This window comes from Burkholderia sp. MSMB1588 (genome assembly GCF_001546925.1).
GTDB lineage: Bacteria > Pseudomonadota > Gammaproteobacteria > Burkholderiales > Burkholderiaceae > Burkholderia > Burkholderia humptydooensis.
Genome location: NZ_LNJS01000001.1, coordinates 1367561 through 1387619 on the forward strand (window position 1 = coordinate 1367561; position 20059 = coordinate 1387619).

General features: G+C 71.8%; 15 protein-coding genes and 1 pseudogene. 10 read left to right on the forward strand and 6 right to left on the reverse strand.

All coding sequences use genetic code 11. From position 1 onward, the window contains the following. Nucleotides 1-94: 94 nt before the first annotated feature. Nucleotides 95-2719 carry an alanine--tRNA ligase gene (gene alaS / locus WS92_RS18130; protein ID WP_006026452.1) on the forward strand — a complete coding sequence of 875 codons (2625 nt, stop codon included), beginning with the start codon at nt 95-97 and terminating at the stop codon, nt 2717-2719. 100 nt (nt 2720-2819) lie between these two features. Here alaS and WS92_RS18135 read toward each other — a convergent pair whose 3' ends face one another. Continuing rightward, the gene (locus WS92_RS18135; RefSeq protein ID WP_059929352.1) at nt 2820-3785 is read right to left on the reverse strand and encodes a LysR substrate-binding domain-containing protein; all 966 of its coding nucleotides are present in this window, start codon (nt 3783-3785) and stop codon (nt 2820-2822) included. Nucleotides 3786-3932: 147 nt separating this feature from the next. Here WS92_RS18135 and WS92_RS18140 point away from each other — a divergent pair, with 147 nt between their 5' ends. The 3 genes from WS92_RS18140 to WS92_RS18150 all read left to right on the forward strand — a co-directional run bounded on the left by WS92_RS18140 (nt 3933) and on the right by WS92_RS18150 (nt 8066). Beyond that, nucleotides 3933-5333: a YbfB/YjiJ family MFS transporter gene (locus WS92_RS18140; protein ID WP_059929350.1), complete on the forward strand. Its 1401-nt coding sequence runs from the start codon at nt 3933-3935 to the stop codon at nt 5331-5333. 413 nt (nt 5334-5746) lie between these two features. Next, nucleotides 5747-7300: a trypsin-like peptidase domain-containing protein gene (locus WS92_RS18145; RefSeq protein WP_059929348.1), complete on the forward strand. Its 1554-nt coding sequence runs from the start codon at nt 5747-5749 to the stop codon at nt 7298-7300. A 214-nt stretch (nt 7301-7514) separates the two neighbouring features. Continuing rightward, nucleotides 7515-8066, forward strand: a complete 552-nt coding sequence (locus tag WS92_RS18150; protein WP_006026456.1) for an NUDIX domain-containing protein — start codon at nt 7515-7517, stop codon at nt 8064-8066. 99 nt (nt 8067-8165) lie between these two features. Here the strand turns inward: WS92_RS18150 and WS92_RS18155 are convergent, their stop codons facing one another. Next, a complete protein-coding gene (locus WS92_RS18155) occupies nt 8166-8501 on the reverse strand; it encodes a YbjQ family protein (RefSeq protein WP_015601939.1) in 336 nt (111 codons plus the stop codon). 214 nt (nt 8502-8715) lie between these two features. On the opposite strand from WS92_RS18155, the gene WS92_RS18160 reads away from it, so the two are divergent. The 6 genes and pseudogenes from WS92_RS18160 to WS92_RS18180 all read left to right on the forward strand — a co-directional run bounded on the left by WS92_RS18160 (nt 8716) and on the right by WS92_RS18180 (nt 14275). Continuing rightward, the gene (locus WS92_RS18160) at nt 8716-9864 is read left to right on the forward strand and encodes an iron-containing alcohol dehydrogenase (RefSeq protein ID WP_059929346.1); all 1149 of its coding nucleotides are present in this window, start codon (nt 8716-8718) and stop codon (nt 9862-9864) included. 16 nt (nt 9865-9880) lie between these two features. Further along, nucleotides 9881-10096, forward strand: a pseudogene (locus tag WS92_RS37220) (hypothetical protein); the annotation flags it as partial. Beyond that, complete coding sequence (locus WS92_RS18165) at nt 9997-10446, forward strand: acyl-CoA thioesterase (RefSeq protein WP_006026459.1); 450 nt, start codon at nt 9997-9999, stop codon at nt 10444-10446. The pseudogene WS92_RS37220 and the gene WS92_RS18165, both read left to right, overlap by 100 nt. A 4-nt stretch (nt 10447-10450) precedes the next feature. Further along, nucleotides 10451-11386: a branched-chain amino acid ABC transporter permease gene (locus tag WS92_RS18170; RefSeq protein WP_059929343.1), complete on the forward strand. Its 936-nt coding sequence runs from the start codon at nt 10451-10453 to the stop codon at nt 11384-11386. Beyond that, nucleotides 11379-13574, forward strand: coding sequence for a branched-chain amino acid ABC transporter ATP-binding protein/permease (locus tag WS92_RS18175; RefSeq protein ID WP_059929341.1), 2196 nt, complete (start codon nt 11379-11381; stop codon nt 13572-13574). The genes WS92_RS18170 and WS92_RS18175 overlap by 8 nt, the downstream gene beginning before the upstream one ends. Beyond that, nucleotides 13571-14275 carry an ABC transporter ATP-binding protein gene (locus WS92_RS18180; RefSeq protein WP_059929339.1) on the forward strand — a complete coding sequence of 235 codons (705 nt, stop codon included), beginning with the start codon at nt 13571-13573 and terminating at the stop codon, nt 14273-14275. The genes WS92_RS18175 and WS92_RS18180 overlap by 4 nt, the downstream gene beginning before the upstream one ends. Before the next feature lie 39 nt (nt 14276-14314). Here the strand turns inward: WS92_RS18180 and iolB are convergent, their stop codons facing one another. The 4 genes from iolB to iolC are packed head-to-tail and all read right to left on the reverse strand — an operon-like array spanning nt 14315 to nt 20050. Further along, on the reverse strand, nt 14315-15118 hold the full coding sequence (iolB, locus tag WS92_RS18185; protein WP_015600920.1) for a 5-deoxy-glucuronate isomerase: 804 nt from the start codon (nt 15116-15118) through the stop codon (nt 14315-14317). Then, nucleotides 15119-16039 carry a myo-inosose-2 dehydratase gene (iolE, locus tag WS92_RS18190; protein WP_059929337.1) on the reverse strand — a complete coding sequence of 307 codons (921 nt, stop codon included), beginning with the start codon at nt 16037-16039 and terminating at the stop codon, nt 15119-15121. After that, nucleotides 16036-18042, reverse strand: a complete 2007-nt coding sequence (iolD, locus tag WS92_RS18195) for a 3D-(3,5/4)-trihydroxycyclohexane-1,2-dione acylhydrolase (decyclizing) (RefSeq protein WP_059929335.1) — start codon at nt 18040-18042, stop codon at nt 16036-16038. The genes iolE and iolD overlap by 4 nt, the downstream gene beginning before the upstream one ends. A 10-nt stretch (nt 18043-18052) precedes the next feature. Beyond that, a complete protein-coding gene (gene iolC / locus WS92_RS18200) occupies nt 18053-20050 on the reverse strand; it encodes a bifunctional 5-dehydro-2-deoxygluconokinase/5-dehydro-2-deoxyphosphogluconate aldolase (protein ID WP_059929333.1) in 1998 nt (665 codons plus the stop codon). Between the last annotated feature and the right edge of the window lie 9 nt (nt 20051-20059).

Below are 20059 nucleotides of genomic sequence, written 5' to 3' on the forward strand. Positions count from 1 at the left end.
CGTATAATCGACCGTTTCAGAAACCCGCCGCCGCCCGCTTGAGCCGGAGCGGCCGGCGCTCAACCCAGTTTTGGCCCGACCGTCCCCGCACGCTATGAAAGCCGCCGAAATCCGCGAGAAATTCCTCAAGTTCTTCGAATCGAAGGGCCACACGATCGTCCGCTCGTCGAGCCTCGTGCCCGGCAACGACCCCACGCTGCTCTTCACCAATTCGGGGATGGTGCAGTTCAAGGACGTGTTCCTCGGCGCGGAGACGCGCCCGTACTCCCGCGCCACCACCGCGCAGCGCAGCGTGCGCGCGGGCGGCAAGCACAACGATCTCGAGAACGTCGGCTACACCGCGCGCCACCACACGTTCTTCGAGATGCTCGGCAACTTCTCGTTCGGCGATTACTTCAAGCGCGACGCGATCCACTACGCCTGGGAGCTGCTGACGGCCGTCTACAAGCTGCCCGCCGACAAGCTCTGGGTCACCGTCTACCACGACGACGACGAGGCCTACGACATCTGGGCGAAGGAAGTCGGCGTGCCCGCCGAGCGGATCATCCGGATCGGCGACAACAAGGGCGCGCGCTACGCGTCGGACAACTTCTGGCAGATGGGCGACACGGGCCCCTGCGGCCCGTGCTCGGAAATCTTCTACGATCACGGCCCGGACGTGTGGGGCGGCCCGCCGGGGTCGCCGCAGGAAGACGGCGACCGCTACATCGAGATCTGGAACCTCGTGTTCATGCAGTTCAACCGCGACGCGCAGGGCAACATGACGCGCCTGCCGAAGCCGTGCGTCGACACCGGCATGGGCCTCGAGCGGATCGCGGCCGTGCTGCAGCACGTGCACAGCAACTACGAGATCGACCTGTTCCAGAACCTGATCAAGGCGTCGGCGCGCGAAACGGGCGTCGCCGACCTCGCGAACAACTCGCTGAAGGTGATCGCCGATCACATCCGCGCGTGCTCGTTCCTGATCGTCGACGGCGTGATTCCCGGCAACGAGGGCCGCGGCTACGTGCTGCGCCGGATCGTGCGCCGCGCGATCCGCCACGGCTACAAGCTCGGCCGCAAGGGGCCGTTCTTCCACCGGCTCGTGGCGGACCTCGTCGCCGAGATGGGCGCCGCCTATCCGGAGCTGAAGGAAGCCGAGCCGCGCGTGACCGACGTGCTGCGCCAGGAGGAAGAGCGCTTCTTCGAGACGATCGAGCACGGGATGTCGATCCTCGAGGCGGCGCTGGCCGATCTCGAGGCCGCGGGCGGCAAGACGCTCGACGGCGAACTCGCGTTCAAGCTGCACGACACGTACGGCTTCCCGCTCGATCTGACGGCTGACGTGTGCCGCGAGCGCGGCGTGACGGTCGACGAGCCCGCGTTCGACGACGCGATGGCGCGCCAGCGCGAGCAGGCGCGCGCGGCGGGCAAGTTCAGGGCGACGCAGGGCCTCGAATACACGGGCGCGAAGACGACGTTCCACGGCTACGAGGAAATCGCGTTCGACGACGCGAAGGTCGTCGCGCTGTACGTCGAAGGCGCGTCGGTCGGCGAGGTGAAGGCGGGCGAGAGCGCGGTCGTCGTGCTCGACCACACGCCGTTCTACGCGGAATCGGGCGGCCAGGTCGGCGATCAGGGCGTGCTCGCGAACGCGGCCACGCGTTTCGCGGTCGCCGATACGCTGAAGGTCCAGGCCGACGTGATCGGCCACCACGGCGAGCTCGAGCAGGGCGTGCTGAAGGTCGGCGACGTGGTTCGCGGGGAGATCGACGCCGGGCGCCGCGCGCGCACCGCGCGCAACCATTCGGCGACGCACCTGATGCACAAGGCGCTGCGCGACGTGCTCGGCTCGCACGTGCAGCAGAAGGGTTCGCTCGTCGACGCGGACAAGACCCGCTTCGACTTCGCGCACAACGCGCCGTTGACCGACGATGAAATCCGCCGCGTCGAGGACATCGTCAACGAGCAGGTGCTCGCGAACGCGCCGGGCATCGTGCGCGTGATGCCGTACGACGACGCGGTGAAGGGCGGCGCGATGGCGCTCTTCGGCGAGAAGTACGGCGACGAGGTGCGCGTGCTCGATCTCGGCTTCTCGCGCGAGCTGTGCGGCGGCACGCACGTGCACCGCACGGGCGATATCGGCCTCTTCAAGATCGTCGCCGAAGGCGGCGTGGCGGCGGGCATTCGCCGCGTCGAGGCGATCACGGGCGACAACGCGGTGCGCTACGTGCAGGCGCTCGACGCGCGCGTGAACGCGGCGGCGGCCGCGCTGAAGGCGCAGCCGTCCGAGCTGCTGCAGCGGATCGGCCAGGTGCAGGATCAGGTCAAGTCGCTAGAGAAGGAGCTTGCCGCGCTGAAATCGAAGCTCGCGTCGAGCCAGGGCGACGAGCTCGCGCAGCAGGCGGTCGAGGTGGGCGGCGTGCATGTGCTCGCCGCGACGCTCGACGGCGCCGATGCGAAGACGCTGCGCGAAACCGTCGACAAGCTGAAGGACAAGCTCAAGAGCGCGGCGATCGTGCTCGCGGCGGTCGACGGCGGCAAGGTGAGCCTGATCGCCGGCGTCACCGCGGACGCAAGCAAGAAGGTGAAGGCGGGCGAACTCGTCAACTTCGTCGCGCAGCAGGTGGGCGGCAAGGGCGGCGGCCGGCCGGACATGGCGCAGGCGGGCGGCACGGAGCCGGCGAACCTGCCGGCGGCGCTCGCGGGCGTCAAGGGCTGGGTCGAGGCGCGGCTGTAACGCGGCCGGGCGGCGCGCCGGGAATCGGCGTGCCGTTTTCGTGCCGTTCGCGGCGGGGGCACGGATCGCGTAGCCCGCGGCGCGCTTCGTCGGCCGCGCGTCAGGCGGGCAGCGCCTCGCGCGCCGTGCCGCGCCGCGCGCGCCGGCGCGCGACCTTCGCCGCTTCGTTCGCCGCGACGTCGGTCGCGTTCGCCGCCGCGGCGGCGTCGCGCAGTGCGTCGCGCAGCGCGGCGAGCGCCGCCGAGAAATGCCCTTGACGCCAGACGAGCATCGTATCGATCGGCGGCATGCCGACGATCGGATGCACGCCGAGGCTGTCCGGCTCGCGCTGGACGGCGAGCACCGAGCGCGGCGCGACCGCGACGCCAGCGCCCGCCGCGACGCACGCGACGATCGCGTGGTACGAGCCGAGTTCGAGCACGCGCTCGGGCTTCAAGCCGTATGCCGCGTACCAGCGCTCGACGCAGCCGCGGTACGCGCAGCCGCGCTCGAACGCGACGAGCGTCGGCAGCAGCACGTCGCGCGGCGTGCGCACGCGCGGGTGGCCGCGCGGCGTCAGCAGCACGAGTTCCTCGGTGAACGCGGCAGCGGTCTCGAACGGCTCGCCGAACGCTTCGGAGCCGGCCGGCGTCGCGACGAGCGCGGCATCGAGCTCGAAATCGCGCACGAGACTGATCAGCTTGCCGGTCGTGCCGGTGACGAGCTCGAGCGTGACGTCGGGCCATGCCTGGTGGTAGCGGGCGAGAAAAGCGGGCAGGCGGCTTGCCGCGGTGCTTTCCATCGCGCCGAGCCGCAGCCGGCCGCGCGGCCTGTTTTCGGTGACCGCGTGGCGCGCCTCGTCGGCGAGCGCGAGCAGCCGCTCCGCGTACGGCAGCAGCGTCTCGCCGGCGGGCGTGAGCACGAGCCGGCGGCCGTCGCGCACGAAAAGCGGCGCGCCGAGCTGTTCCTCCAGTTGCTTGATGCGGGTCGTGACGTTCGATTGCACGCGATTGAGCTTCGCCGCCGCGCGCGTCACGCCGTTCTCGCGCACGACCGCGCGGAAGATCGCCAGGGCCGCCAGATCCATGATTCTCTCCGTGGGATGGATCGAATCTGAATTATTCATTTTTCGAGAACGGTTGGTCAAGTTAGCATCGAGTCGACTTTGGCCATGACCTTGACCTTGCCGCGACGCTTCCGGCCCTATGGGGGCGGCCGCATCGCCCTCGAAACGATGAGCTCCCCTCCTTCTTCCCGCGGCGTGGCCGGTGCGCCGAACCATCTGTTGTCCGGCGAACGCGCGGCGCGCGACGCGGCGCTTGCGGGCGCGGCGGCGCTCGCGGTCGCGCTCGGCGTCGGGCGTTTTGCATTCACGCCGCTGCTGCCGCTGATGCTCGCGGGCGGCGAGCTCGACATCCGGCACGGCGGCTGGCTCGCGTCCGCGAATTACGCCGGCTATTTCGTCGGCGCGATGGCATGCGCGCGCATCGCCGTCGATCCGGCGCGGATGGTGCGCATCGGGCTCGCGGCGACGGTCGCGCTGACGCTCGCGATGGGAATCGCAAGCCCGTTCTGGCTGTGGGCGCTCGTGCGCTTCGTCGGCGGCGCGGTCAGCGCGTGCACGTTCGTATTCGCGTCGCAGTGGGGGCTGCGGCGCGTCGTCGAGCACGGCGCGCCCGCGTGGGGCGGCGTGATCTATACGGGGCCGGGGATCGGGATCGTCGCGACCGGGCTGATCGGCTTCGCATTGGCGGGGCGGCATGCGGCGCTCGGGTGGATCGGGTTCGCGGCGGCGTCGGCGGTGCTGTCGGCGCTCGTGTGGCGCGCATTCGCGCCGGCGGCGCGCGAGTGGAGGCGCGATGCGGGCGGCACGCATGCCGGCGGCGATGCGGGTGCCGCAGCCGGTGGGCGCGGCGCAGCAAATGCGGGGCGTGCGGCGGACTCGGCCAACGCAGTCGACGAAGCGACAGCGGCAACCCCAAGACATTCCACGCCGGCGGGCATCGGCGGCCAGCGCGGAGCGGTCGCCGTGCCGGACGCATCGCCGGCCGCCAGCCGCCGCGATGCGTTCTGGCTCGTGCTCCTCTACGGCCTGCCGGGCTTCGGCTACATCATCACCGCGACCTTCCTGCCGGTGATCGCCCGCGCGGCGCTGCCCGCGCATTCGCCGTGGCCCGATCTGTTCTGGCCGATGTTCGGCGCGGCGCTGATCGTCGGCGCGCTGGCCGGCGCGCGGCTGCCGAGCCGCTGGGACAACCGTCTGCTGCTCGCCGCATGTTGCGTCGTGCAGGCGGTTGGCGTCGCGCTCGGCATCGTCTGGCCGACGGCGCCCGGATTCGCGCTCGGCAGCGCGCTCGTCGGCTTGCCGTTCAACGCGATCACGCTGTTCGCGATGCGCGAAGCGCGCCGCCTGCGCGGCGAGCGCGCAGCGGGCCTGATGGGCTATGCGACGGCGTCATACGGCGTCGGACAGATCGTCGGGCCGCTCGCGGCCGTACCGCTCGCCGCGCACGCGGGATCGTTCACGCCGGCGCTCTGGCTTGCATCGGCGGTGCTGGCGGCGGGGGCGGCGGGGTTCGCAGCCGTTGCGTCGAGCGCCTCGCGTACGGCGACGCGCGACCGCGGGATCGGATGAGCGCTCGACGGACGGCCGGATCGCGGAGCGGCCGCGGGCTGTGAGCGTGCCGGCCGAGTCGATGCCGACTGCACGTCGACGTGTCGAACTTTGCGTCGGGCGAGCCGACACGCCGCACGCGCCGCCGCGCTTTCGTTTCGAATGCGCGGATCGCCGACACGACACGGCGGCGTTTCGCGATCCTCCACGATGACGATGCCGGCCGACCTCCGGCGCGGACCGCCAGGTCGTCGCCGGGCGCGCGCCGTGTCGGTCGACGCGCGCCGCGCGCATCGAAGCGATGCGGCGTATTTCGTGAAAGCACGGACTTCCGGTCGTCGGCCGCTATGCAATAATTGATTCATCAGTGCGTGCTAGTCCTTCGCGCGTCGCGCGACGGGCCCCTGGCATAACGACTGCCTTGGAGGTGCACTGTGTTTCGTCAAACGCTTGGCCGCGCCCTGATTCACGCTGCAGCGCTCGGGGCAGTGCTTGCCGGCTTCGCCTGCCTGCAGCCGACGCAGATCGCAGCGGGCACGCTGTCGCCGTCCGCGAAGGCGAAGCGAATCGCGCAGACCGGTCCCGCGGGGCCGATCGATTTTCCCACGCTCGTCGAACGATACGGACCCGCGGTCGTCAGCGTGAGCGTGCCCGCGCAGGAGCCGCAGATGTCGGCGTCCGGTCTCGAGGCGCTCGATCCCGACGATCCGTTCTTCGCGTACTTCAAGTCCGCCGCGCAGCCGCCCGTGTCGCTGGACAACGGGCCGCGCGCGATGGCGGGCGCCGGGTCCGGTTTCATCGTCAGCGCCGACGGGATCATCCTGACGACCGCCTACGTGGTCGGCCAGGCGAGCGAAGCGACGGTCCGGCTGATCGACCGGCGCGAATTCAAGGCGCGGGTGCTCGCGGTTGACGACCAGAGCGACGTGGCCATCCTGCAGATCGACGCGACGAGGCTGCCGACCGTGCGGCTCGGCAATTCGTCCCGGGTGCGCGCAGGCGAGCCGGTGCTGACGATCGGCACGCCAGACGGCTCGGCGAACACGGTGACGATGGGCATCGTCAGCGCGACGTCGCGCACGCTGCCCGACGGCGGCAGCTTCCCGTTCTTCCAGACCGACGTGACCGGCAACCTCGACAACTCGGGGGGGCCGGTGTTCAATCGCGCGGGCGAGGTGATCGGCATCGACGTGCAAATCTACGGAAGCGGCGATCGCAATCCGGCCGTGACGTTTGCGATTCCGATCGACATGGCGGCCAAGGTGCGCGCGCAGGTGCTGCAAGCGCAGCAGCAAGCACAGCAACAAGCGCGGCAGCAGGCGCAGCCGCCGGTTCCGCCGGCGACGCGGACGCAGCCGGCGCAGCGCGCGGCGGCGCAGAACGGGCTCGGCGTCGACGTGCAGGACGTCGGCCCCGGGCTCGCGGCGGCGTTCGGCTTGCCGCGGCCGGCGGGCGCGCTCGTCAACGCGGTCGAGCCGGGGTCGCCCGCGGCCGTGGCCGGCCTGAAGCCGGGCGACGTGATCGTGCAGATCGGCGACAGGCCCGTCGGCGGCTCGTCCGAGCTCACCGGCGACGTGGCGGCGCTGCCGCCCGCGGCGAGCACGCCGATCACGCTGATCCGCAACCGGATGCCGATGACAGTGATGCTCGGTGCGAGTGCGGCGGCGGGCGTGTCGTCGGCGGCGGGGAACGCGCGCGCGGGCCGCAGCGAGGCGGGTGGCGCGGACCGCCTCGGCCTGACGATGCATCCGCTGACGGACGACGAGCGCCGCTCGACGGGATTGCCTGTCGGCATGGTGGTCGACGCGGTGCGCGGGCCGGCGGCGAGCGCGGGCATTCGGCCGGGCGACGTCGTGCTGGAATTCGACGATACGCTGATCGAGACGCCGGACATGGTGCCGGCGTTGGAGGCGAAGGCGGGGAAGACAGTCGCGGTGTTGATTCAGCGGGGGAGCGAGCGGAAGTTCGTATCGGTGAAGGCGCGCTGAAGAGGAGGCGCGAGTGGGCGCCGGCGGGGAGCGATCGCGCGATGGTCGGTGCCGGGTTGCCGGGTTGTGGCCGGGGGGCGTCGTCAAGGCCGGAACGCGGTTCGCCGCCCGCGTCCGTGCCGTTCGAACTCGCTAGAATGAGGTCTTCACGACCCGAACAGCCGGCCGGATTCGCCCGACGCGTTCGGAAGAACGAATCGACTCGCCCCCGACAATGACCACCGCAGACTACCGTTTCTGTCCTCGCTGCGCGCGAGCGCTCGCCGAGCGCGCCGATCCCGTCGAGGAGGGCGGCCGCGTGCGCCGCGCGTGTCCCGACGCAACCTGCGGCTACGTCCACTGGAACAACCCGGTGCCCGTCGTCGCGGCGATCGTCGAGTACGAAGGCAGGATTCTGCTCGCGCGCAACGCCGCATGGCCCGAGGGAATGTTCGCGCTCATCACCGGCTTCCTCGAGCACAGCGAGACGCCCGAGGCGGGCATCGCGCGCGAAGTGCGCGAGGAGACGTCGCTCGAGGCCGAATCGGTGACGCTCGTCGGCGTCTACGAATTCATCCGCAAGAACGAACTGATCATCGCATATCACGTGCGTGCGAACGGGACGATTCGCCTGTCGCCCGAGCTGCTCGAGTATCGGCTCATCGACCCGCCGAAGCTGCGCCCGTGGCGGGCGGGCACCGGCCAGGCGGTCGCCGACTGGATGCGCGCGCGCGGCCTCGAGTTCGAATTCGTCGATTTCCCTGGGGCCGCCGCGAACAACGGATAACGAACGATAACGGATGACGGCGGGAACCCGCCATGACGACGTAGCAACGTGACGAGCCGGCGGGGCGCGTCGCGCCGCCCGCTGCCCGCGATGCCCGCGTCAGCCGGCGCGCGCCGCCTGCACCGCGGTGCCGTAGCACAGCACCTCGGTCACGCCCGACGCGATCTCGGTCGCGTCGTAGCGCATCCCGACGATCGCGTTGCCGCCCAGCCGCCGCGCCTCGTCGACCATCCGCTCGTAAGCGTCCTGCCGCGCGCGCTCGCACAGCGACGTGTAGAGCGAGATGTGGCCGCCGAACAGCGTTTGAATCGATGCGCCGAACGTGCCGACGATCGAGCGCGAACGCACGACGATGCCGCGCGCGACGCCGAGCGAGCGTTCGATCCGGTAGCCCGGGAGGTCGAAAGCGGTCGTGATGAGCTGCGGATCTGCCATGATGTGTCCTCGTCGATGTGAAAATGTCCTTGCGCCGCGCCTCTTGGAATTTGCCGCAATCTATGCTTTTCTGTGCGGCACGCCCCGCGTGCGCCGCGCCCGGCGTCGCATGTTCGCCCGGACGGCGGCCGCTTGTCCAGCGCCGGGCCGCGCGCCGGCCGCGCTTGCGCGGCGGCGGGGCGATTCGAACGAGCGCGATCGAAGGAGACTTCCCGTGGCCTACATCCATTACCTGACGCACATCCATCTCGGCGACGACGCGCTCGCGATGCTCGGCGCCGAGTGCGCGCGCAGCGGCATCGCGCGGCCGCTCGTCGTGACGGACAAGGGCGTCGCGGAGGCGGGGCTCGTCGATCGCGCGCTCGAGGCGCTCGGGGCGGGCGCGCTGCCGGTGTTCGACGACACGCCGTCGAACCCGACGGAGGCGGCCGTGCTCGCCGCCGCGGCGCGCTATCGCGACGAAGGCTGCGACGGGCTCGTCGCGGTCGGCGGCGGCTCGGCGATCGATCTTGCGAAGGGCGTCGCGATCGCGGCGACGCATCCGGCGCCGCTCACGCAATACGCGACGATCGAGGGCGGCAGCGACCGGATCGGCGCAGGCGTCGCGCCGCTCATCGCGGTGCCGACGACGTCGGGCACGGGTAGCGAGGTCGCGCGCGGCGCGATCCTGATCCTTACCGACGGCCGCAAGCTCGGCTTCCATTCGTGGCATCTGCTGCCGAAGGCGGCGATCTGCGATCCGTCGCTCACGCTCGGCCTGCCGCCGGGGCTCACGGCCGCGACCGGCATGGACGCGATTGCGCACTGCATCGAGACCTTCCTCGCGCCGGCGTTCAATCCGCCCGCCGACGGCATCGCGCTCGACGGTCTCGAGCGCGCGTGGGCGCACATCGAGCGCGCGACGCGCGACGGGGGCGACCGCGCCGCGCGCCTCGCGATGATGAGCGCATCGATGCAGGGCGCGATGGCGTTCCAGAAAGGGCTCGGCTGCGTGCATTCGCTGTCGCATCCGCTGGGCGGCGTGAAGGTGAACGGCAGGACGTCGCTGCATCACGGCACGCTGAACGCGGTCGTGCTGCCCGCGGTGCTGCGCTTCAACGAAAGCGCGCCGACCGTCGTCGCCGAGCGCCGCTATGCGCGGATGCGACGCGTGATGAACCTGCCGGAGAATGCGGACCTGCCGCAGGCGCTGCACGACATGACCGCGCGCCTCGGCCTGCCGACGGGCCTCGCGCAAATGGGCGTCGACGCGCGCGTGTTCGACCACGTGATCGAAGGCGCGCTCGCCGATCATTGCCACAAGACGAATCCGCGCATCGCGTCGGCCGACGATTACCGGCGCATGCTCGTCGAATCGCTGTGACGGCGGCGGGCGCGCCGCCGCCATCGCCGCTATCACCGCCGTCGCCATTGCCGCCGCCATTGCCGTCGCCGCGCGACCGACCGGCCATTCTCAACCCATCGTCAAGCAACCGTTTCTTCGCATCGCGCCGACATGTCCTCGACCAAACCCGTTCCGCTGCCGCGCAGCGCCTATCGCCACTTCCTGCCGATCACGACGCGCTGGATGGACAACGACGTCTACGGGCACGTGAACAACGTCGTCTACTACAGCTACTTCGATACGGTCGTCAACGAATACCTGATCCGCCGCGGCGTGCTCGACGTCGAGCGCGGCGAGACGATCGGCCTCGTCGTCGAGACGCAGTGCAGCTACTTCGCGCCGCTCGTGTTTCCGCAGCGCGTCGAGGCGGGGCTGCGGGTCGCGCGGCTCGGCTCGTCGAGCGTGCGCTACGAGGTCGGCCTCTTTGCCCACGGCGAAGCGTCGGCTGCCGCGCAAGGGCACTTCGTGCACGTGTACGTCGATCGCGCGACGCGCCGTCCGGTGCCGCTGCCCGAGCCGTTGCGGGCCGCGCTCGCGCCGCTCGCCGGGCAGGCGGCCTGACGCGGTGCAGTCGATCGTTCTCGATTTGCTGAACGGCCTGAGCTACGGGCTGTTGCTGTTCATGCTGTGCGCGGGGCTCACGCTCATCTTCAGCATGCTCGGCGTGCTCAATTTCGCGCATGCGAGCTTCTACATGCTCGGCGCATACGCAGGCTACGCGATCGCCGCGCGCACGAGCTTCTGGGTCGCGCTCGTCGCCGCGCCGCTCGTCGTCGGCGCGTTCGGCGCGCTGTGCGAGCGCACGCTGCTCAGGCGGGTGAGGGCGAGCGGCCATCTCGACGAATTGCTGCTCACGTTCGGGCTCGCGTATCTGATCGCCGAAGGCGTGAAGCTCGTCTGGGGGCTCGCGCCGCTCGCCGCGCCCGTGCCCGCCGTGCTCGACGGCGCGGCGTTCACCGTCTACGGCGCCGTTTTCCCGCGTTATCGCGCGTTCATGATGATCGTGTCGATCGCGATGCTCGGCGCGCTGTGGGCGGTGCTGCGCGTGTCGCAGACGGGGCTCGTCGTGCGCGCGGCGCTCACGCATCGCGCGGCCGTCGAGGCGCTCGGCCATGACGTGCCGCGCGTGATGACGCTCGTGTTCGCCGTGGGCACCGCGCTCGCCGCGCTCGCCGGCGTGATCGGCGCGCCGCTCGCGGTGATCGAGCCCGCGATGGCGCAGACGCTCGGCTCGGTCGTGTTCGCGGTGGTCGTGATCGGCGGGCTCGGCTCGCTCGCGGGCGCGCTCGTCGCGTCGCTCGCGGTCGGCTGCGCGCAGACGTTCGCGACGGCGAGCCGCGCATCGCTCAGCGACGTGGCGCAGTGGGCGGGCATCGCGCTGCCCGGCGCGTGGCGCGCGCTGACGCTCGCACAGCTCGCGCCGCTGATTCCGTATCTGCTGCTCGTCGCGGTGCTCGCGTGCCGCGCGCGCGGCCTGCTCGGCGAGCGCGCCGATGTCTAGCGGCGCGCTCGCCGTGAGAAGCCGCTTGCCGGAAGCGCTGTCGTGGCTCGCGCTCGTCGCGCTGCTCGTCGTGCCCGCGCTCGCGTGGCCGCGCGGCTGGATGCTCGGCTATCTCGCGCAGACGGCCGCGATGATCGTGCTCGCGCTGTCGTACAACCTGCTGCTCGGCACGACGGGGCTGCTGTCGTTCGGGCACGCGGCGTTTGCGGGGCTCGGCGCGTTCGCCGCCGCGCACGGCTTCAATCGCTACGGCCTGCCGCTGCCGTTCGTGCCGCTCGCGGGCGGCGTCGCGGGCGCGGCGTTCGGCGCGCTGCTCGGCTTCGTCGCGACGCGCCGCGCGGGCACCGCGTTCGCGATGATCACGCTCGGGCTCGGCGAGCTCGTCGCGGCCGCCGCGTGGAGCGTGCCCGACTGGTTCGGCGGCGCGGGCGGCGTGTCGATCGACCGCGCGGCCGGCCCCGCGCTTGCCGCGTGGGATTTCGGCAAGCCGATGCATGCGTATGCGTTGATCGCCGCCTGGTGCGTCGCGGCGGCGGTCGCGATGCGCATGCTCGTGCGCACGCCATTCGCGCGGCTCGCGAACGCGGTGCGCGACAATCCGGCGCGCGTCGCCGCGCTCGGCACCGATCCGCGCCGCGTGCGCTACGCGATGGCGATCGCGGCCGCGTTCTTCGCCGGCGTGTCGGGCGCGCTGACGCTGATCGACGTCGAGGTCGCGACGTCGGAGAGCGTCGGGATGCTGCGCTCGGGCGCGGTGCTGTTCGCAACGGTGATCGGCGGCGCGACGGCGTTCTTCGGGCCCGTCGTCGGCGCGGTGCTGCTGACCTTCTTCAGCGTGTTCGTCGCGAGCGTGTCGCGCGCGTGGCTGCTGTATCTCGGGCTGCTGTTCGTCGCCGTCGTGCTCGCCGCGCCGGGCGGCGCGAGCGGCTGGTGGCGCGCGCGACGGCGGCGCGCGGCGCGCCTCGGCGGGCGATGCGAGCCTGTCGGCGCGCTCTTCGGCGCGGGCGCGGCGCTCGCCGGCGGCGTCGCGATCGTGTTCGTCGTCGAGCTCGCGTATGCGTTGCAGTTCGCGCAGGACGACGGGCGGCGCGCCGTGATCGGACCTTGGCGATTCGATGCGCTCGCGCCGCTCGGCTGGGGGATCGCGGCGGTCGCGGCGGCGCTCGCCGCAGGCCTCGCGTATGCGGCGCGGCGGCGCGGCGCGCATCGCGCGAATCCGTCGGCCGCCGATGGGACGGACACGAGCGGCGTGCCAGGCGGATCGGTTGCGCCGGGCGCATGCAACACGGCCGATGCGGCAAGTGCGGCCGACGTGACGAGCGCGCGTCGTGCGGCGGGCGTGCGCGACGACGCGTCATCGCCATCGTTCGCGACGATCGCCGCCGCGGGAGCCGCCGCAGCCGTTCCCGGCCGCGACGGCGTGCACGCGGCGAGCGCGCCGCCCGCGTTGCGCGTGACGAACGTCGGCAAGTCGTTCGGCGCGACGCGGGTGCTCGCCGGCATCGATCTGACGATCCGCCACGGCGAGCGCCATGCGCTGATCGGCCCGAACGGCGCCGGCAAGTCGACGCTCTTCAATCTGATCGCGGGCGCGCTTGCGCCGACGCACGGCCGCATCGCGCTGAACGGCGTCGAGCTCGGGCGGCGGCCGCCGCACGCGGTCGCACGCCTCGGGCTTGCGCGCAGCTTCCAGCAGACGAGCGTGTTCGCGCGGATGACCGTCCTCGACAACCTGCGATGCGCGGCGCTGCACGCGCCGCGCGAGCGCCGCCGCTGGCGCAGCCGGCTTGCCGGCGCCGCCGCGCTCGATCGCGCGGCCGACGCGGCGCTCGCGTCGATCGGCCTCGCCGCGCGCCGCGACGCGCTCGCGGGCAGTCTGAGCTACGCGGAGCAGCGCGCGCTCGACGTCGGGCTCGCGCTCGCGAGCGGCGCGTCGGTGTTCCTGTTCGACGAGCCGACGGCGGGAATGAGCCGCGAGCAGGCGCGCGAGACGATCGAGCTGATCCGCCGCGCGACGGCGGGCAAGACGGTGCTGATGATCGAGCACGACATGGACGCGGTGTTCGGCTTCGCCGATCGCGTATCGGTGCTCGTGCGCGGCGAGCTGGTCGCGACCGGCTCGCCCGCGGCGATCCGCTCGAACGCGGCCGTGCGCGCCGCGTATCTCGGCGAGGCGTTCGAGCGATGAGCGCGCTCCTCGAATTGCGCGGCGTGCGCGCCGGATACGGCGCGCTGCCGGTGCTCGACGGCGTGGACTTGCGGATCGCGGCGGGCGAGGCCGTCGCGCTCGTCGGCCGCAACGGCTCGGGCCGCTCGACGCTCGCGAAGGCGATCATGGGAATGGTGCCGGTGGCGGGGACGGTGTGCATCGACGGCATCGACGTCGCGGGCGCGCCGACGTTCGCGATCGCGCGGCGTCGCGTCGGCTATGTGGCCGAGAGCCGCGACGTGTTCGCGCTCCTGAGCGTCGAGGACAATCTGCGGCTCGGCCTGCGCGGCGTGTCGGGCGCGGCCGCGCGCGCGGCGCTCGCCGCCGCGCGCGAGCGCCATCCGATGCTCGCCGAGCGCTGGCGCACGAAGGCGGGCGTGCTGTCGGGCGGCGAGCAGCAGATGCTCGCGCTCGCGCGCGCGTTGATCGGCGCGCCGCGCGTGCTGATCGTCGACGAGCCGGCCGAAGGGCTCGCGCCGCTCGCCGTCGAGCAGATCCGCGCGTGTCTCGCCGGCGCGAAGGCGCAAGGCGTCGCGCTGCTGCTGATCGAGCAGCGGATGCGGCTCGCGCCGGCGCTCGCGTCGCGGGTCGCGGTAATGGGGCGGGGGAGGATCGTCTACGACGGCGCGGCGAACGCGCTCGATGCGGGCGTCGTCGAGCGTTGGCTCAGCGTCGGCTGACGGGCGAGCCGGCCTCCGCCGTCGCCGCCATGACTGCCATTACCGCCCGCCGCTCAGCATCCACTCGTGCGCCGGATCGTTCTTGAAGTGCCACACGCGGGTCGGCCCGGCCATCACGTTCAGATAGTACGACTCATACCCGTAAGGCACGACGACCGGGTGATAGCCGCGCGGCACGAGCACGACGTCGTGGTCGCAGGCGGCCATCGATTCGTCGAGGTCGCGCGAATCGGTGTACACGCGCTGGAACACGAAGCCCTGCGGCGGATGCACGCGATGGTAGTACGTCTCCTCGAGCGAGCTTTCGGCGGGCACGTTGTCGGTGTCGTGCTTGTGCGGCGGATAGCTCGACGAGTGTCCGGACGGCGTGCGCACCTCGACGACGAGCAGCGACTCCGCGGGCTCGGTCTGCGGCAGGATATCGCAGACGTAGCGCGTGTTCGCGCCGCTGCCGCGCACCGAGCGCTGCATCTGCGACGGCTTGATGAGCCGCGCCGGGTAGCGGCCGGTCGCGGGCGCGCTCGCGACGCCGAGCTCCGCGTCGCGCGACGCGCGCACGGTAACGGCGAGCTTCGGCGGCAGGTACAGCGCGTACGGAGCGACGCCGTCGAACACGCTGTCGCGCGAGCCGAGCTCGGTCCAGCGCGTGCCGTCGCCCGCTTCGATATCGACGGTGCCCGTCAGCACGACGATGCACATTTCGCGCGCGGCCTCGGCGAGCTCGAGCGCCTCGCCCGCCTTCAGCCGATACGCGGCGAAGCCGACGTGTTTCCAGTGCGCCGATTCCGGCGTGACGCGCGCGATCGACGTGCCGTCGCCCGCGCCCTTGACGAGCAGACTCATTTAAGCCGCCTCCTGATGACCGACGGGCGAAAGCGGCGCGTCGACGAGCGTGCGCAGCGTCCGGTAGCCCTTTTGCGCATACGCGTAGCTCGGCGCGACGGCCGGGTCCTGCTCGGCCTCGACGACGAGCCAGCCGCGATAGCCGTGGCGCTTGAGCATGTCGACGATCGTCGGGAAATCGATCGAGCCGTCGCCCGGCACCGTGAACGCACCCGCGATCACCGCGTCGAGAAAGCTCCAGTTGCGGTTGCGCGCGAGCCGGATCACGGCCGGGCGCACATCCTTGCAGTGGACGTGGCATACGCGGCCGATGTGCTTCGCGAGCTCGGCCACCGGATCGCCGCCGCCGAACGTCATGTGGCCGGCGTCGAACAGCAGGCCCACCGCGTCGCTCGTGCTCGCCATCAGGCGGTCGACGTCGGCGGGGGATTCGACGTACGCGCCCATGTGATGGTGATAGGCGAGCCGCACGCCCCGCGCGAGCGTATGGCGCGCGAACGCATCGACGCGCTCGGCGTATGCGTCCCATTGCGCGCCGTCGACGAAGCGCGGGCGCTGGTAGAGCGGCGCGGGCGAGCCCTGGATCGAGCCGGCCACCTCGCCGTAGACCATCACCGTCGCGCCGTTCTTCGCGAGCAGCTCGAGATGCGGGCCGACCGCATCGATCTCTTCCTGCACGCCGCGCTCGGCGAGCCGGCCCGAGTACCAGCCGGACACGAGCGACAGATCGTATTGCGCGAGGAGCGCCTTCAGCGCCTGAGGCTCGCGCGGGAATTTGTTGCCGAGCTCGAAGCCTTCGTAGCCGATCTCGCGGCCCTCGGTCAGCGCGACGGCGAGCGGCGTTTCGCCGCCGAGCGACGGCAGGTCGTCGTTCATCCACGACAGCGGATTGATGCCGATACGGATCTCGGGTGCGCTCATGTCGATGATTCCGGGGTAGAGGTTGAAGACGAAGCGCAAGCGGCGCCCGCGCGCGCGGCGACGTGCCGCTCGTAGTCCGCGCGCGCGCCGCGCACCGCGTCGCGCGGCGAGACTTCGGGCACCGCGACTTCCCACCACCAGCCGCCGTCGGGCGTCGTGCGGGCGGGATCGGTGTCGATGCAGATCACGTACGTGCGATCGGACGCGCGGGCGCGCGCCATCGCCGCCTCGAGCGCGGCGACGTCGGCGACGTGCTCCGCGTGCGCGCCGAGCGCGCGCGCGTGCGCGGCGAAATCGATGCGCGGCGCGCCGAGCGGGCCTTGCGCGCAATCGTCGAACAGGTTGTTGAACGGCGCGCCGCCGCACGCCTGCTGCAGCCGGTTGATGCAGCCGTAGCCGCGGTTGTCGAGCACGACGACGATCAGCTTCGCGCCGAGCATCACCGACGTCGCGATCTCGCTGTTCATCATCAGATAGCTGCCGTCGCCGACCATCACGATCACGTCGCGTTCGGGCTTCGCGAGCTTCGCGCCGAGCCCGCCCGCGATCTCGTAGCCCATGCACGAATAGCCGTATTCGACGTGGTAGCCGCCCGGCACCGCCGCGCGCCAGAGCTTGTGCAACTCGGCGGGCAGCGTGCCCGCCGCGCACACGGCGATGTCGCGCGCGGCCGAATCGGGCGCCGAGCGCTGGACGGCGCCGATCACGTCGGCGTCGTACGGCAGCGCGCCCGCGCGCGGCGGCGCGTGCGTGACGGCCGTCACGGCGTCGCGCCAGTTGCCGGCGAGCGCCTGCGCGCGTGCGGTCCACGCGGCGTCGGCGCGCCAGCCTTCGAGGCGTGCGCCCAGCGCGTCGAGCGCGAGCCGCGCGTCGGCCTGCACGACCGACGCGCGGTGTTTCAGCGCATCGAACGCATTCGCATTGATGCCGACGACGCGCGCGTGCGCGAACAGCGTGTTCGAGCCCGTCGTGAAATCCTGCAACCGCGTGCCGACCGCGATCACGCAGTCGGCGTCGTGCGCGAGCGCGTTCGCGGCGGGCGAGCCCGTCACGCCGATCGCGCCCGCGTTCAGCGGATGATCCCACGGCAGCGCGCTCTTGCCGGCCTGCGTCTCGCCGACCGGAATGCCGTGGCGCGCGGCGAACGCGGCGAGCGCGGCCGCGCCGCCTTCGCTGTACAGCGCGCCGCCGCCCGCGACGATGAACGGCCGCCTGGCCGCGCGCAACCGCGCGAGCGCCGCGTCGAGCTCCGCCTCGACGGGCGCGGGCGCATGAAACGTGACGACGCGCGGCGCGAAGAACTCGGCCGGGTAGTCGTGCGCCATCGCCTGCACGTCCTGCGGCAGCGCGAGCGTGACGGGGCCGCAGAGCGCCGCGTCGGTGAGCACGCGCAGCGCGCGCGGCAGCGCGGTGAGCAACTGCGCCGGATGCACGATCCGGTCGAAGTAGCGCGATACGGCCTTGAACGCATCGTTCGCCGAGATCCCGCCGTCGTGGAAATCCTCGATCTGCTGCAGCACCGGGTCCGGCGCGCGCGACACGAACACGTCGCCCGGCAGCAGCAGCACCGGCAGCCGGTTCACGTGCGCGAGCGCGGCCGCGGTGACGAGGTTCGTCGCGCCGGGGCCGATCGACGTCGTCACGGCCATCATCCGGCGGCGCATGTGCGCCTTCGCGTACGCGATCGCGCTGTGCGCCATCGCCTGCTCGTTGTGCGCGCGGTAGGTCGGCAGCGCGTCGCGGTACTGATGCAGCGCTTCGCCCAGGCCCGCGACATTGCCGTGCCCGAATATCGCGAACACGCCGCCGAACAGGGGCGCGCTGCTGTCGGCTGTGTCGCTGCCGCCGCCGCCCGCCGCGACGCGCTGCGCGGCCAGATAGCGCACGAGCGCCTGCGCGGCGGTCAGGCGGAAGGTGCCGCGGATGTTCGCGGCCGGATCGTCGATGAGGTCGTTCACGCTCGGGTTCCGTAGGATTTCGTCATCCATTGCTCTGCGGTTCATGCGCGCGCTCCTAGGCGGCCACGCGCGGCGCGGCCGCGTGCCGGCCGTGCGCGCGGGCGTCCGCGCTGGCCGCGCGCCACGCGTCGATCAGCGTCTCGAACGTCTGCCGCACGCGCGCGATCAGCCCGGCGTCGTCGATCTCGCCCGCGAGCCACGCGCGGCTCGGCTCGTGAAAGATCGTGCGGCCGACCGTGAAGCCGCGGCACGTCGCGGACGCGGCCGCCGCCCTGAAGCCGTCGGCGAGCTCGCCGACGGGCGCCGACAGCCCGAGCAGCACGACGCCGCGGCAGTACGGATCGCGCTCGGCGATCAGCGCGTCGATCGCCTGCCATTGGGCGGCGTCGAGCGGCGCGAGCTTCCACCATTCCGGATGGATGCCGAGGTTGTACAGGCGCTTGAGCGCGCGGTACACGGTGTCGGCCGCCTGCGGCAGATCCGCGCGGTGCGGTGGAATCACTTCGAGCAGCAGCTCGTGACCGCTCGCCTGCACCGCGTCGTACAGCGCGCGCAACTGCGTTTCCTGCTCGATCCGCGGCTCGGCGGCCTCGTCCGGATGGTATTGGACGAGGCACTTCGCGACGTGCTCCTGCGGCCACGACACGAGCGTCGTGCCGATCGAGCGGCCGTGATCGAATTCGAGCGGGAGCGACCCCGGCAGTTCGACCGGGCGGCCGATCCACCAGCCGCGGCCCGTCGCGTCGTTGAGCGCGTCCTGGCCGTAGCGGTCGTCGATCAGCACGCCGATCCGGCCTGCGAGTCCGAGCTGCGCCTCCGTCTGCGCGACCGCCTCGACGAACAGGCGCTTGAGCGCATCGATGCGCGCGACGCTCGCGCCCGTTTGCCGCGCGAGCTCGAAGAACTGGTTGCGGTGATCGAACGCGAAGCCGAGCACCTCGTCGCGCGGCGTGCGCGCGGGCGTCACCCGATGCAGCCGCGCGAGCGTCGGGTCGAGATCGGGGCGGCGCATCCGCGCGGGATCGCGCCTCGCCTCGGCGAGGAAATACGCGAGCTCGGCGGGCGTTGGCATCGCGGGCGAGCAGCCGTGCCGCGACACGACGAGCGCGCCGCACGCGTTCGCCGCGCGCGCGGCGTCGGCGAACGGCCGGCCGCGCAGCCATTGCGACAGGAATCCCGACGCGAAAGCATCGCCCGCGCCGAGCACGTTCATCACGTCGACCTCGACGCCGCCGATGATCGGCAGCGCGCCGAGCGCCGCGGGCACGTCGCCGTCGACGATCGAGCAGCCGAGCGGCCCGCGCTTGACGATGAGCGTCGCGCTCGTCACCGCGCGCACCATCGCGAGCGCATCGGGGAGCGCGTCCTTGCCGCCTGCGATGCGGAATTCCTCCTCGGTGCCGATCACCAGGTCGAAGAGCGGCAGGATCCGCTGCAGGTGCGCGGTCACGCCTTCGTTCGCGATGAAGCGCGTCTCGCCGTCGGCCTTGCCGGTCAGGCCCCACAGCACGGGGCGATAGTCGATGTCGAGCACCGTGCGCACCTGGTTGCGGCGCGCGTAGTCGAGCGCTCGGCGGCTCGCCCGCATCACCTGCTCGGTCGAGAAGTGCGTGCCGGTGATGAGGAGCGCCTTCGACGACGCGATGAACGCCTCGTCGAAATCGTCTTCGTCGAGCGCCATGTCCGCGCAGTTCTCGCGATGGAAGACGAGCGGGAACGTGTCGCGGTCCTTCAGGCCGAGCAGCACGAGTGCGGTCAGGCGCTCGGGATCGGTGCGCAGGCGGCTCGTGTCGCAGCCTTCGCGCGCGAGCGTCTCGCGCACGAAGCGGCCCATGTGGTCGTGGCCGACGCGCGAGAGCATCGCCGATTTCAGGCCGAGCCGCGCGCAGCCGAACGCGATGTTGCCCGAGGAGCCGCCGAGATATTTCGCGAAGCTCGACGCATCCTCGAGCCGCGCGCCGATCTGCTGCGCGTAGAGATCGACGGCGACGCGGCCGATGCAGATCACGTCGAGCGGGCGGTTCTGCGCAAAGGGGGGAGTAGGGAAAGTCATCGCGAGTCC

Excerpts from the sequence above, each read along its gene's own strand:
- alaS (WP_006026452.1), top strand. The coding sequence starts at position 95 with ATGAAAGCCGCCGAAATCCGCGAGAAATTCCTCAAGTTCTTCGAATCG.
- WS92_RS18135 (WP_059929352.1), bottom strand. The coding sequence starts at position 3,785 with ATGGATCTGGCGGCCCTGGCGATCTTCCGCGCGGTCGTGCGCGAGAAC.
- WS92_RS18140 (WP_059929350.1), top strand. The coding sequence starts at position 3,933 with ATGAGCTCCCCTCCTTCTTCCCGCGGCGTGGCCGGTGCGCCGAACCAT.
- WS92_RS18150 (WP_006026456.1), top strand. The coding sequence starts at position 7,515 with ATGACCACCGCAGACTACCGTTTCTGTCCTCGCTGCGCGCGAGCGCTC.
- WS92_RS18155 (WP_015601939.1), bottom strand. The coding sequence starts at position 8,501 with ATGGCAGATCCGCAGCTCATCACGACCGCTTTCGACCTCCCGGGCTAC.
- WS92_RS18165 (WP_006026459.1), top strand. The coding sequence starts at position 9,997 with ATGTCCTCGACCAAACCCGTTCCGCTGCCGCGCAGCGCCTATCGCCAC.
- WS92_RS18175 (WP_059929341.1), top strand. The coding sequence starts at position 11,379 with ATGTCTAGCGGCGCGCTCGCCGTGAGAAGCCGCTTGCCGGAAGCGCTG.
- WS92_RS18180 (WP_059929339.1), top strand. The coding sequence starts at position 13,571 with ATGAGCGCGCTCCTCGAATTGCGCGGCGTGCGCGCCGGATACGGCGCG.
- iolB (WP_015600920.1), bottom strand. The coding sequence starts at position 15,118 with ATGAGTCTGCTCGTCAAGGGCGCGGGCGACGGCACGTCGATCGCGCGC.
- iolE (WP_059929337.1), bottom strand. The coding sequence starts at position 16,039 with ATGAGCGCACCCGAGATCCGTATCGGCATCAATCCGCTGTCGTGGATG.
- iolD (WP_059929335.1), bottom strand. The coding sequence starts at position 18,042 with ATGAACCGCAGAGCAATGGATGACGAAATCCTACGGAACCCGAGCGTG.
- iolC (WP_059929333.1), bottom strand. The coding sequence starts at position 20,050 with ATGACTTTCCCTACTCCCCCCTTTGCGCAGAACCGCCCGCTCGACGTG.